Origin of the sequence: Roseofilum halophilum BLCC-M91, assembly GCF_030068445.1 — a bacterium.
In the GTDB taxonomy this organism is placed as follows: domain Bacteria; phylum Cyanobacteriota; class Cyanobacteriia; order Cyanobacteriales; family Desertifilaceae; genus Roseofilum; species Roseofilum halophilum.
In genome coordinates this window covers 1-12968 of sequence record NZ_JAQPOK010000131.1, presented here as the reverse complement: position 1 = coordinate 12968, position 12968 = coordinate 1, and the positions used below count along the sequence as shown (strand labels likewise).

Below are 12968 nucleotides of genomic sequence, written 5' to 3'. Positions count from 1 at the left end.
TAAAATCGGTAGTTAAATGCTCTTTCCATGTGGGATTCAAAGGAGTTCTCACATTGTAGCACCTAAGATGTAATTGTGGTAGCCTATGGTTAGTAAAGCCGCCCTGGAAGGGCGGGGTTTCAGACCCAATTTTTCTGATGATCGTTTTTCGACATCACCCTATCGAGCTTATTATCTATGACTTTGCCTAAATCTGAAAACCGAGACCTCTTAGAGCGCTTAATTTTTGACGATCAGATCCCCGAAGATTGGGCTAGGGATGTGTGGGATATGAGTCCCACCTTGGGCGAAACGGCTGCTAAGTTAGTTGATGGGTTCGCAGCCGTGATTGAATGTTGTTCAGAAGAAAAATTAGATAATTTGGTGCGATCGCTCTATCGTAATCAACTAGAAGAATAATCACAATTACCCTAGCCTAAACTATGTCACCCCAACAACTCGGATTACTCGTCGGCGGACTCCTTCCGGCCCTATTGTATGGTTTTGCCGGTATCTTCGCTAAAGTTAGCACCACTGCCGGAATGCCCGTCGGCGCTCATTTGGTCTGCATTGGCGTAATGGTGAGCTTGGTCGGAGCAATCATGCAGCAAGTCCTACCCGCTCCCTTCCCCTCAACCGGGGCGATGATTTCCTCCTCTATGCTTGGCTTACTCTGGGGCTTAGGAACCGGTTTTGTGGCTCTGGGTTTACTTAAATATCAAGCCCCCTTGTCTAAACTGGTTCCCCTCTACAATATGAATACCTTAATTACTGTGTTGTTGGCTTTAATCATCTTTCTGGAATGGAAAACCGTCGATCCCCTTAAACTCACTGTAGGCGCAATTTTAGTGATTGTCGGTGGTTTACTGGTTTCTAGAGCCTGAATCAATGAACAGCGTGAAAAATGGTTTTCCAATTACCCATTACCTATTACCTATTACCGCGCGAAGCGCTATAACATGACTGAACTGAAAAACGCGACTGTATTACTTACCGGTGCATCTGGAGGATTTGGCCAGGAGTTTATCCAACAACTGGTGAAAGCAGAAAGTCGGTTAATTTTAACGGATATTGACGCAAAGGCGATCGCCAAAATCCTAGACACCCTAGACACTCCCTTAACCGATCGGATCGTCGCTACCCTAGAAGCAGACCTCACCTCTAGCGCGGGGTGCGAGCATCTTTATCAACAGGTCAAAGCCCTGAATCAACCGGTTGATATTCTGATTAATAACGCCGGTATTGCCCTATTTGGTCGCATCGATGAAGTGCCGACAGAAAAATGGGAGCAACTGATGGAGCTAAATTTGCTCGCGCCCATCCGCTTAACGACCCGATTTTTACCCGAAATGATTGAACGGCAAAAGGGACATATTGTCAATATTTCCTCGGTTGCAGGTTGGTCAGCTCCTGGGGGTTTAACCCATTATGCCACCAGTAAATTTGGCTTGCGGGGTTTTAGTGAAGGTCTGGGAGATGAGCTAAAAGCCTACAATATCAAAGTTACGGCTGTTTATCCCTATTTTAGCCGTACTCCGATTCTGCGATCGCCTCGCTATGGCACTCTAGCAGAAACCATTCCCGGTTTTCCTGAAAGTCAAGCCACCCAACCGGCGATGGTGATTGCCAATGTGCTGCAAGGTATCCTCAAGAATCAAGCCCAAGTTTTCCCCGATCCCACAGCTAAAGCCATTCATTTAATTAAGCGTTATTCGCCACCGCTCTTAGACTGGCTCAGTCAGCAATTAACGCAGAAAATTTCCAAAAAGCAGTAGGGGCGGGTTTCAAACCCGCCCCTAGATATACCAGCGTTGTAGATCGATCGCCCAACGATTAAGCAGCTCGATCGGTTTCAGAAGGCGATCGCAACGGTAACACTTGACGATCCAGTTTACGATCCGGGGCTGCTAGGGCAACCACCTTCTGTACGACTTGCGGGAAAAAGCGCCCCATGAGGGAAGCCACTTTTCCTTGCCATCCGACCACAATTTCATCGTCTCGATCGCGTAAACCCGCGACTAAGGATTTGGCCACCATTTCGGCGCTATCGGTGGCTACCCAACGGAATTTTTCCGTATTCCGCACCATGTCGGTGTCGGTGAGCGAGGGCAGCAGAGCGACAACGCGCACGCCTTTAGAGGCAAGTTCTTGGCGGAGGGCTTGGGTAAAGCCGACAAGAGCGAATTTGGTAGCGGAGTATGTGGCGTAGGTGGGAGCGGCAACTTTACCCATGAGACTCGATACGTTGACAATTGTCCCCTGGGAACGGGAAACCATGCGTTTGGCAATTAACCGCGTAATGCGGAAGGTTCCCAGGAGATTGACGTTAATTTCTTCTTCGATTTTACGGGGGTTGGTGGCTAGAAAGTCCCCTTGGTGAGCCACTCCAGCATTGTTGATTAGTAGGTCAATGGGGCCATAGTCCCGCCAAGCTTTGGCGATCGCCCCATCTAAGGCTGGAGTATTTGTCAAATCAACCGCTAGGGGCACAGATTCAACTTCAGGGTATTGCTTTTGGAGTGTTTCCACCATTTCTTGCAAGCGCTGAGGATCGCGGGCAACCAGGAGTAGACGTTTAACGCCTTGGGCAGCGAGTTCTAGAGCGATCGCTCGCCCAATGCCTCGTGATGCTCCGGTTATGAGTACAACTTGTCCTTGGATCATGGATAGAACCTCCTTCATCGGACAGGGTTGACAACGGCCACAGGATGACGACGCTATCTATAGTATTGTTGCAAGGGGTTGACAAATTTAGTGTGAAATGCATCGCATGGATATGTGACAGAAATCACGCCATCTGCTACAGCCCTTACGGACTAAGGAATAGAGAAATCTTGATGACTTCAATTATTCTTGATCGGGTTTATAAGCTTGCAGCACTTGTAGACTTCCTCCTCCGTAGAGGGTAGGGGGTTCCACCTGAAAACCCATGTCCTGTAAGGTTTGTCTTAAGTCGGTTTTTAATAGCTGCCAAGCAGTTTCCGTTTCAAACAGGAACAGGAACAGATATAATCCAGGAATGAAGATGGGGTTGGTAGGAGGATGAAAATCGGCGATCGCCAACACTCCCCCCGGTTTCAATACCCGATACACTTCCCGCAAGATCTCCTTAAGCTGCTCTGGCGACATTTCATGCAATGCAGCGCTCGTATGCACCAGATCGAAACTCTCATCCTCTAAAGGCATATTTTCCGCAAACCCTTCCACAAAATCCGCTTGCGGAACATTTTGTTGCGCTCTTTTCAAGGAAAGGGGAGATGCATCTAACCCCGTCACCTTATCCGAATACGTCACTAAAACCTGCGTCGCTTGACCGCTCCCACAACAGAGATCTAAAATTTCCGTATCTGAATTTATCGTCAAATCTTTCAGAGCCAGGCGACGAAACCGATATTCTCCACCCACCGCAAGAGCAGACACCCGCGAAATCGAGTCATATAACCACTGATACTGATAACTTAACTCTCTTAAAAAGGTTGCCATAATTATAATTATAGTGCTTGGCGCTGGTAATGGGTAATGGGTAATCGGTAATGGGTAAACTATTTTTTCCCTTCAATTCAGGATATCATGTCTGGCTCAACAGCCGAATTGTAGGGTGCGTTAGCGAAAGCGTAACGCACCTACTACTGAGAATACAACGATCTCGATGGGGTGGGGGCGGGTTTAGAAGATTAATGGGTTGGTTTTCTAGATTTCGGTATAACCCGCCCCTACAGATTTTTTTTCCTAATGTATACAAAAAAATAACTCTGAAAGATAAACAGAAAGACCTCTTTGCTCTAAATTCTAAGTAATTTAATACCATAATAATGAATTAAGATAGGGATAATCGACCTTGGGGTTCAGGAATGGAGCGCCCCAGTTCTTTTGCTGTTTCTATCCATTCTTGAATCACAATTTCGGCATTTTGCACCGCTTCCTGATAAGTCGCTCCATCGGCTGCACATCCAGGCAATTCAGGGACTTCTGCAATGAAGGCTCGATCGACTTCACTCCAATAGAGAATGATGTTATAGATGATTTTCATTCAGACTCCTAATGAGATAATTCTGCTGGACACATTCTGCCAGCAACTTAGCTACTAACAGATCGTCATCATCATGATAAATACCGCAATGGGGAAGGGCGTTACAAATTATGATGGATTTTAATCTCTAATGATCGAATGTAATCAACAAAATCAAGCACGTACATTGAACCTTTCAAAATTGTCCGTTTATCAATGTACAAACTGGGCTTAAAAATCACGTAGTCCAAGAAATAATTGTCTTTGCATCTCAAGGTTAAGGAATTCTGCCGATCTTTTTGCCATTCTACATGCAACAGTCCATTTTCATTGACCGTTAAGCTGGTAGGTTTAGAAATAGTGGGAATCGATCCCACAAATAAAAGCATCGTCTTCAGTGATTCTAAAGACAGATCGTAATCTTCCTCTGTATCACATAATTCTTTTAATTCTCGAAGTCGCTCCCAGAGATAGTGTTCTTGTAATTCAATGGTATTCACACCATGACTGAGAATTTCTTCAAAAGTTGACAATTTATCTACTTTATCTCTTAAGGAGTCACTAACTAACATTTAATTCTCCTATTTTCGATTGCTCTACAAACTACAAAAGACTTAGGGTTCTCTACATCTCCCAGTGAATCCTGTGCTGTGTAGACGGTCTAAACCTCACTTGTATCTTAACCGATCGCCCAAAATGCCCCAAAGCGCCATACTATAATACCCATGGTTAATCCTTTGCTCATTAGGCCAGATGTTCCATGACCCGATTATCACCAGATGAACGTAACGCCCTGTATACCGTGGAATCGGAACGGGTAGGGATTCATAAATCGATTTTGGCAGGATTATATGAGGTGCAGCAAAAACCCCAACTTCAGAATGGAGAAACGGGACTGGGGATTTCCCCGGCCAACCGTATTGCTTTGGAATCCGTTGATGAGTTTGAAGGTCAGGTTATCTATGCGGCCAATACGATACGGGTAATTACGGATGCCTTGATCGGTCAAGGATGGCAAGGCGATGACCTGTGGGATACGACCCTGGGCTATTACAGTAAAAAATTTATTGAGCGGGTGGCAGAAGGCTATTCTCCGCCACCGGAGGAGCTGAAAGCAGCCCGTTTAGAGCCTTGTGATGGTCAGAGGCTCTATGCAGTTTATGTGCAAGATTTACAAACGGACTATAGCCTGGAAAATCTGCCGTCGAATCTTTCCTATCTGGATATTGCCCTGTTATCGCTGGTGGAGCGCATCCCCCAATATTATCAAGGTTTGCCCCATCAACGGGATGGACTGCTAGAGGTGTTTCGGATCTGGCGCAATTTTGATACCCGTGAAGAGGCGATCGCCGCCCTCACCGATATCCCCCCCTCCACCGCGCCCAACTGGGAAGAAACCTACATCGATCCGCCCCTGCTCGAATTCCTCTCCCGTCTCTCTCGCAATTATCTTGGCTATCCCCATCAACGGGAGGCCCTGATCCGTCTCACCCAGCTCTGGCGCAACCTGGACTCTAGGGAAGAAGCCATCTCCTCCCTAGAGCGGGACACCTCCCCAGAACCCGCCCTCTTTTATCTTGACCCTGCCCTAATTGCCTTTGCCCAACGGGTTCCCCAATACTACACCGGTCGCGGATACCAACGCCAAGCCCTCACCGAAGCCTTCCGCATCTGGCGCAAACTCTCCTCCCGCACGGCAGCCCTGGCAGACTTAGGCTTAGAGGTGAAAATGCTCAGAAGCAACAGCACAGACCCCAATTTACTGGCCAATACTGCCGCCCAACTGGATCGGGAACTACTCGGTTTTATGAGACGGGTTCCCTTTGCCTATACGGAAGAAGAGCATCAGCGCAACGCCCTAATTCGCATGGTACAACTGTGGCGAGGACTCGACTCGCGGGAAATAGCCATCTATACCCTGTTTGAAGACCTGAAGCGGATGAATAATACTCACCGCAACAGTCCGGAAGCTCCTCGCCAACCGGGGCCTGTGGTTTTGCCTCCCCGTCCCAGTCGTTGGACTCCCTACAATCTTCAACTCCATGCTTCAATTATTCCGGGTGGTTATTTTACCTGGGCTGAGGCTACCCATGGCGGGACGCGCTGGCCTCCCAATCAATGGACGGTCAATGCTATTGTCAGAATAGCGGTTTTGGCACAACAGGCCCGCGATCGCATCGGTCGCCCCTTTTATATCACCAGTTGGTATCGTCCCCCAAATATCAACCACCGAGTTGGGGGAGTCTCTAATAGTCGGCATCTGATTGGAGATGCCATCGACTTCTATTGTGATGGACTCACCGGCAATCAAATTTATTGGTTCCTCGATCCCTGGTGGCCTGGGGGTTTAGGGCGATATCAACAATATCCCTATATCGCCCATCTTGACGCTCGCAACTATCGAGCGCGATGGATTCGCTAAGATAGTCGATTAGATTGTACAGATTCTTTAGGATCGATCCTCTCAGAAAACACGCTGAAAAAGAACGAACGCCTACAATAGAACAAAGCTCCTAGTCGGTGACCCTATGCAGCATCGTATCCTTGTTGTTCCCCCTACTCTAGCCCAAGCGTCTCCCGACGCTCAATCCGATTCTCCCTCTTTGGGTCTTTTACCGATGATCTTTATGGGTCTATCGGCTGTCCTACTCATTGCCCTTGTAGGAGGTGGGATCTATGCCAAACTTGAACTCGATAAGGCGAATAAAAAAGTTAAGTTTGAGGATTTTAAGAATAAAGAACTCCAGAAAAAGCTCAAACTCGCCTTGAGTACCATTACCAAAATGGAGGCTAACCCGGACTTGGTTCACTCACGGGAATTTAACCTTGACTATCTGCGAATGCGGATGGATGAGGAGGTGTTCCATTTTGCCATTGTCAATCAAATTAAAGTTAAAGTTAAAGAGCAAATTACCATCGCCTTACGTCCCACCCAAGCCAAGGAAGGGAAAATAGGTGAGAATAATGCTGCATCTGCCCGTAAAGTGAGTGAGGTCTTTGATGTGACCTATGAAACGGGAGAAGGTTCAGTGATTCAGAAGCGGGTCTTATTCCGGATTCAAATTAATATGACTCGTCTGCCGACTCAAGCGACCTCAAAAACGATTCAGGATATTATCGATTGTATTGAAACCTATCTGAGTCCCCATCCCGACCCCAATTGGCAACCGGCGATTCAGGGGCGGTTGGTTAATTTACATTGGGATCAAAAGGCGAAACCTACACCATTACTGGTATTAGAGCAACTGAACGAAGGTAGCAATGTAACCTTTAAGACCAAGACTCACGCACCTTCCCCAACTCCTCCTGCGGGGAAAACTTCGCGTTCGAGTAGTAGTCGAACGAAGAGCAGATCTTCGGGAAGCCGTAGCAGTGGCAAAAGTAGCAGTAGTCGAAGTTCTGGAAGTCGTTCCCGATCGCAAGCTCGGCGCTCTAAGTAGGCGCTCTCAATCTCTAATATCAGGGTATAAAGGGTTGTGCAACCCCCAACGCCCTCCGTGCGTCCTGTGAGGACGCATTTTTAGTTTATGGGGTTGCAGAAGAAATGTAACGGGCCCTGAGGGACTCGAACCCCCGACTTACTGATTAGAAATCAGTTGTTCTATCCGACTGAACTAAGAGCCCTTGAGGGAGGTGGTACTGACTCCTTAGCGTGAACAAGCACACCTTCTAATTATATGCCAAAGGCCACCAAAGGGGTAGTATCTCACAAAATGAGTTGCTAGATATATGAAAATTACGTTAAATTTAGTTAAGATTCATGGAGAAGGAAACGTTTCGTTCCCCAAAGAGACTAGGCGATCGCCCAAAATATCAGCACCTTAGTCATCCTATCTGTTTTGTGTTTATAAAGAGAGCTTCTGGATTATGAAATTATCTTGGAAAGTCATACTTCTGTGGACTTTGCCCGCCCTAGTCATTGGATTCTTTGTTTGGCAAGGAGCCTTTGCCCCCAATGTGGTCGATGGAGGTCGCAATGCCGCAACCACCCGCATGACCTATGGCCGCTTCATTGAGTACCTGGAAGCGGGTCGTGTCACTCAGGTTGACCTCTACGAAGGAGGCAGAACTGCCATTGTAGAAGCCGTCGATCCCGAACTAGATAACATCATGCAGCGCTTGCGAGTAGACCTTCCGGGCAACTCCCCAGAAGTGATTTCCCAAATTCGCCAAGCGGATGTGGATTTAGATATCCATCCCCCCCGCAGTGATGGAGCCGTTTGGGGCTTACTGGGTAATTTAGTCTTCCCTTTACTGTTGATTGCTGGCTTGTTTTTCCTCTTCCGCCGTTCGGGTAATGTACCGGGGGGCCCGGGACAGGCGATGAATTTTGCCAAGTCAAAAGCTAAATTTCAAATGGAAGCTAAAACCGGTGTCATGTTTGATGATGTGGCCGGTATTGAAGAAGCTAAAGAAGAATTACAAGAAGTCGTTACGTTTCTGAAAAAACCGGAACGGTTTACGGCCGTCGGCGCACGCATTCCGAAAGGGGCGTTGTTGGTGGGCCCTCCGGGAACGGGGAAAACCTTGCTGGCTAAGGCGATCGCCGGAGAAGCAGGGGTTCCGTTCTTTAGTATCTCTGGTTCGGAGTTCGTGGAAATGTTTGTCGGAGTGGGCGCTTCACGGGTGCGCGACCTGTTTAAGAAAGCTAAAGATAATGCCCCCTGTATCATCTTTATTGATGAAATTGATGCCGTCGGTCGGCAACGGGGAGCGGGTATTGGCGGCGGAAATGATGAGCGCGAACAAACCCTAAACCAATTGTTAACTGAAATGGATGGGTTTGAAGGCAACACCGGCATTATCATTATTGCTGCGACTAACCGCCCGGATGTGCTGGATCAAGCCCTGTTACGTCCCGGTCGCTTTGACCGTCAAGTAACTGTGGATGCTCCAGATGTGAAGGGACGCTTAGAAATTCTCGATGTTCATGCTCGGAATAAAAAACTGGCTCCGGAAGTTTCCTTAAAGGCGATCGCCCGTCGTACCCCTGGCTTTACTGGTGCAGACTTAGCGAACTTGCTCAATGAAGCCGCTATTCTCACCGCCAGACGGCGCAAAGAGGCGATCACCATGCGGGAAATTGATGATGCCGTAGACCGGGTAGTTGCGGGAATGGAAGGCACTCCCCTTACCGATGGGAAGAGCAAGCGCTTAATTGCCTATCATGAAGTCGGTCATGCGATCGTCGGAACCCTACTCAAAGACCATGACCCCGTACAGAAAGTCACCCTCATTCCCAGGGGACAGGCCCAAGGGTTAACCTGGTTTACCCCTAGCGAAGAACAAAGCCTGATTTCTCGCGCCCAACTCACCGCTCGGATCTGTGGGGCCCTGGGAGGTCGCGCAGCCGAAGCTATTATCTTTGGCGATGCAGAAGTGACCACCGGTGCGGGGGGAGACTTGCAGCAAGTGACGGGAATGGCCCGGCAAATGGTCACCCGGTTTGGCATGTCCGATCTGGGCCCCTTATCCCTAGAAGGTCAAACCAATGAAGTTTTCTTGGGTCGGGATCTGATGTCCCGTTCTGAATATTCAGAAGAAATTGCGGCCCGCATTGATGCCCAAGTCCGCGTCATTGTGGAGCATTGCTACGATGAAGCCCTGCAAATTATGCGCGATCATCGTAATGTTATCGATCGCCTTGTCGATCTGCTCATTGAAAAAGAAACTATTGATGGGGAAGAGTTCCGGCAGATTGTGGCGGAATATACGACGGTTCCAGACAAGGAAAGTTATATTCCTCAAATCTAATCCCCTCTCTGTGAAAATAACCCGATGTAGGGGCTTTCCAGCCGGAAAGCCCTTTTTTTGTTGGTGTCGATTACTGTACTGGATGTTGTCCATAAAAGGGAAGTGCATCGACCCAACTGGGTCGTTCTCCCTGCTCCCAAGCTAATGCTGCCAACTCTAAAACGCTTAAAACGGTTTCGCCTAAATTGGGTGGGGTTTGAATTAAGGGATAGGAGTGCTGTTCTAAGGTCTTTTGCCATCCTTCTGGGGTAAAGACTCGATCCGCAATGAGAGGGATAAGGGGATAGGAGTTAACCGGATAGATGGCTCCAAAGCGCTGTCCCCGTTGAGCAGGCATTTCTACCGCTATGACTCGATGTTGCTCTCGACTAGACCAGGCTACAGCCGCCAGGGTAGAAATCGCAAACAGGGGTAGATTAAGTTGTTGGGCCAGGGTGCGAGCAGTGACCAGACCGAGGCGAGTTCCGGTAAAGCCTCCAGGGCCTTTGGCAACGGCTAACCAGCTTAAGTCTTGCCAATTGAGGGGTTGAATGAAGGTTCCTAATAAATGGTGCAGTTGACTTGAGGTTTCATGGCCAAGGTTCCAGGTTTGCACGTGGGGATTTCCGGTTGGATCTTGGAGAGCTAAACCGAGTTGGGGGCTGGTGGTATGGAGGGCTAAACCGGACATAGACAAAGTGTTCTGTTCTAATGATGTGTAAATATACCTTTATTATCCCCAACCTAGCCAATGCAGCCAACGACCGACTTCTACCCGCTCCCATAAGCTTTCTGGAAGGGATTGATTTAAGCGCAGGGGAATTTTAGGGGTGGAAAAGGATTGGGTGTAAGCTGGACTGAGAAACACTTGATAGCGTTCTTTCTCTGGGGTTAATTGTTTAATAAAGGCGAGGGAAACTGCATTGAGTAATTGGTGTAGAGGTTGAAAGGGGGAGGTCACTGGATTGGAATATCTGAGATTGCCAATACTTAAATGGGGTGTGCCAATGGCTGTGAGCAGGTATTTGGGCCCGGTTAAGTGGTTAAAGGGGCGGATTTGATGTTCGAGGGCGGGGGTGACGGCATCATTGGTATTGGCTAAGATTAAGGTAGGAATTTTTACGGCACTAATTCCGGTTTCACCAAATAAATGGCCGATTACGGGACTAATGGCAATGACTTGTGCAATGCGGTGGTCTTTGAGAGAGGGGGGTACAGTGGTGAGATCGGCGGCTGCACATTGTAACCAGTCGGCTGGAGAACGACCCAAGGGGAGGCGATCGCGGCAAAAATGGCGTAAACTGGCTAAATCTAGCTCTGCACCGGCTAAAACGAAGGCGGTATATCCCCCCAAGGAATGACCCACCATCGTCACTTTATTGGTGTTCAGTTTGCTGTAAAGGGGGCCCGGTTGATGATTGAGGTTTTCCAGATAATCGAGCAGAAAGCGGATATCTAAGGGGCGATCGATAAATTCTTCTGGGGGGACTAGGGTGGCTAAGTGGCTAAATTTTGACCCGTGGGTTAACCATTTTAGGCTACTTCCTGGATGCTCGATCGCGGCGACGGTTAATCCATTGGAGGCTAAATGGTAGGCTAAACCGGATAAGTAGTTGCGATCGGAGCCATATCCGTGGGAAATGACCACCAGAGGCCCAGAGGCTGGCGATTCAGGAACCGTATAGAGATCTACGGGGATCGCCCGCTTTCTATCCCAATCTCGCAGGATTAATGATGTTTTGTCTACCGAGTCATCCGCCGGTTGGGTGGGATCGATGTCCCCGGTGAGAGCGTCTGAGGGTTCATTGACCAACAGTTCCCGACTCAGTAAGGGTTCTAGAAGACGACTTTGCCAATAACCATGGTTAAACTGGAGGGCAAAGGAAAGGGCAGCTGCCAGATTGATGGTAATTTCTTGACGGGGATAGGCTTTGAGAATTGAGAGAACACTGAAATGGTTTTGTTTTAAGGTGCTAGTTACTGCTTGTTCTAAATAGTCGAGGCGACTATCGGGCAAAATGGGAACCAGGCTTTGGTAAATTTCTAGACTTAGGGGAGAGTGGAGTATATTTCTGAGGATGCGATCGCCCAGTTCGGTATCGATGGGAAACCGATAATCTATAAGCTGTTGCACCCTAGGGGTGAGGACAGTGCGATAGGGGTGCAATGCTGGGGATAGGGTTCCGGTTTCGCTAAAGTTCTCTAAATCGGCGATCGCGATTTGCGTCTGCCATAATCCTAAACGGAGATTAATGCGATCGGCTCCATGGGCGGGTTGTCCCCATGCCCACCAGCTAGTCAGAAACGCTACGACAATTCTTAAACCCCATTGCCTGTGCGATCGCTTCATGATCCTCATGCTTCACTCAAACTAAACAGTTCTGGGCACACCCGTTAACGGGTTTCTTCCTGTGCTTCTCTCAGTAATAGCACAAACTGATAGGTTCCCACCGGCATCTCCCTCTCCGGAATCCAGTTTCCATTGACCCAATCCCAAATATAAAGCTGTTTATTGAGAATCGTCACATAAGAAATTTCTCCTAAATTGCCCGTCACCAAATACATCGGCACACCTAACCGATAAGTATTATTGCAATTCTCAGTACCTGATTGAATTTGGTTGCAAATCTGACGGTACAATGTGGGATTTAAATCAATCAGTTCATGGAAATTTCGGCGGTGTTGCGCCCAAGCTGCTTCAGAAATCCCCACCGATCCTAAAAAGGCCGTTAAACCCATTAACAGGCTGGAAATGAGACGAGTTTTCACGATCTAGACTCCCTTTGAGAATGTCCCTTTGATTATACTTTTCCCAGGCAAGTCCTAGACATAGGGACTCTGAAGGGCACAAATCCCTAACTCTTAGGGTTATTCATTTTCGGGAGTAAATTGCGCTAATAGCTCTTCACGAGAGCGTTGCAGCAGCAGAGGGGTAAATTCTTCTGAAGGCAGGGTGGCGATCGCCTCTATAATACCTGCAAGCTCCTCATCTACTTCTCCAAAGCGAACCCGTAGGAGATTATTAATTAACCGGAGAGTGGCTTGCTGTTCTCCTTCTTGCCGTCCTTCTTGTCGTCCCTCTTGTCGTCCTTCCTGTCGTCCTTCTTGTCGTCCTTCCTGTCGTCCTTCTTCGCGCAGTTGGGCGATCGCTTCTTCATACAGTTGAGTTAAAGTCACGATTAGCTCCTCATCATCTCGATCTGCTTCTTGATTTTGCCTGGTGGCTAGAATGGTTAAAAGTTCGTAA

13 protein-coding genes, 1 tRNA gene and 1 pseudogene are annotated in these 12968 nt (G+C 48.1%); 6 read left to right on the top strand and 9 right to left on the bottom strand.

The features are described 5' to 3' along the window. The first annotated feature begins 177 nt into the window (after positions 1-177). The 3 genes from PJF56_RS17200 to PJF56_RS17190 all read left to right on the top strand — a co-directional run bounded on the left by PJF56_RS17200 (position 178) and on the right by PJF56_RS17190 (position 1754). On the top strand, positions 178-399 hold the full coding sequence (locus PJF56_RS17200; protein WP_283763927.1) for a hypothetical protein: 222 nt from the start codon (positions 178-180) through the stop codon (positions 397-399). Positions 400-422: 23 nt separating this feature from the next. Continuing rightward, positions 423-863, top strand: coding sequence for a hypothetical protein (locus tag PJF56_RS17195; protein ID WP_283763926.1), 441 nt, complete (start codon positions 423-425; stop codon positions 861-863). Between the two features lie 75 nt (positions 864-938). Then, entirely contained in the window at positions 939-1754 is an 816-nt protein-coding gene (locus tag PJF56_RS17190; RefSeq protein WP_283763925.1) for an SDR family NAD(P)-dependent oxidoreductase, read from the top strand. 58 nt (positions 1755-1812) lie between these two features. Here the strand turns inward: PJF56_RS17190 and PJF56_RS17185 are convergent, their stop codons facing one another. The 4 genes from PJF56_RS17185 to PJF56_RS17170 all read right to left on the bottom strand — a co-directional run bounded on the left by PJF56_RS17185 (position 1813) and on the right by PJF56_RS17170 (position 4560). Next, entirely contained in the window at positions 1813-2643 is an 831-nt protein-coding gene (locus PJF56_RS17185) for an SDR family NAD(P)-dependent oxidoreductase (protein WP_283763924.1), read from the bottom strand. A gap of 183 nt (positions 2644-2826) precedes the next feature. Next, positions 2827-3462 carry a class I SAM-dependent methyltransferase gene (locus tag PJF56_RS17180; RefSeq protein WP_283763923.1) on the bottom strand — a complete coding sequence of 212 codons (636 nt, stop codon included), beginning with the start codon at positions 3460-3462 and terminating at the stop codon, positions 2827-2829. 334 nt (positions 3463-3796) lie between these two features. Continuing rightward, positions 3797-4009, bottom strand: a complete 213-nt coding sequence (locus tag PJF56_RS17175) for a type II toxin-antitoxin system HicB family antitoxin (RefSeq protein ID WP_283763922.1) — start codon at positions 4007-4009, stop codon at positions 3797-3799. Positions 4010-4110: 101 nt separating this feature from the next. Then, positions 4111-4560, bottom strand: coding sequence for a hypothetical protein (locus tag PJF56_RS17170; protein WP_283763921.1), 450 nt, complete (start codon positions 4558-4560; stop codon positions 4111-4113). 188 nt (positions 4561-4748) lie between these two features. On the opposite strand from PJF56_RS17170, the gene PJF56_RS17165 reads away from it, so the two are divergent. After that, on the top strand, positions 4749-6410 hold the full coding sequence (locus PJF56_RS17165) for a D-Ala-D-Ala carboxypeptidase family metallohydrolase (protein WP_283763920.1): 1662 nt from the start codon (positions 4749-4751) through the stop codon (positions 6408-6410). A 106-nt stretch (positions 6411-6516) separates the two neighbouring features. Next, entirely contained in the window at positions 6517-7428 is a 912-nt protein-coding gene (locus PJF56_RS17160) for a hypothetical protein (protein ID WP_283763919.1), read from the top strand. A gap of 110 nt (positions 7429-7538) precedes the next feature. Here the strand turns inward: PJF56_RS17160 and PJF56_RS17155 are convergent. Next, positions 7539-7612 (bottom strand) — tRNA-Arg (locus PJF56_RS17155). Between the two features lie 243 nt (positions 7613-7855). On the opposite strand from PJF56_RS17155, the gene ftsH2 reads away from it, so the two are divergent. After that, positions 7856-9742: an ATP-dependent zinc metalloprotease FtsH2 gene (ftsH2, locus tag PJF56_RS17150; protein WP_283763918.1), complete on the top strand. Its 1887-nt coding sequence runs from the start codon at positions 7856-7858 to the stop codon at positions 9740-9742. 70 nt (positions 9743-9812) lie between these two features. On the opposite strand, the gene tsaB is transcribed toward ftsH2, so the two are convergent. The 4 genes and pseudogenes from tsaB to PJF56_RS17130 all read right to left on the bottom strand — a co-directional run. Then, complete coding sequence (gene tsaB, locus PJF56_RS17145) at positions 9813-10412, bottom strand: tRNA (adenosine(37)-N6)-threonylcarbamoyltransferase complex dimerization subunit type 1 TsaB (protein WP_283763917.1); 600 nt, start codon at positions 10410-10412, stop codon at positions 9813-9815. A 42-nt stretch (positions 10413-10454) separates the two neighbouring features. Beyond that, a complete protein-coding gene (locus PJF56_RS17140) occupies positions 10455-12080 on the bottom strand; it encodes an alpha/beta hydrolase (protein ID WP_283763915.1) in 1626 nt (541 codons plus the stop codon). A 35-nt stretch (positions 12081-12115) separates the two neighbouring features. Further along, the gene (locus PJF56_RS17135) at positions 12116-12490 is read right to left on the bottom strand and encodes a hypothetical protein (RefSeq protein WP_283763914.1); all 375 of its coding nucleotides are present in this window, start codon (positions 12488-12490) and stop codon (positions 12116-12118) included. A gap of 99 nt (positions 12491-12589) precedes the next feature. Next, positions 12590-12968, bottom strand: a pseudogene (locus tag PJF56_RS17130) (hypothetical protein); the annotation flags it as partial.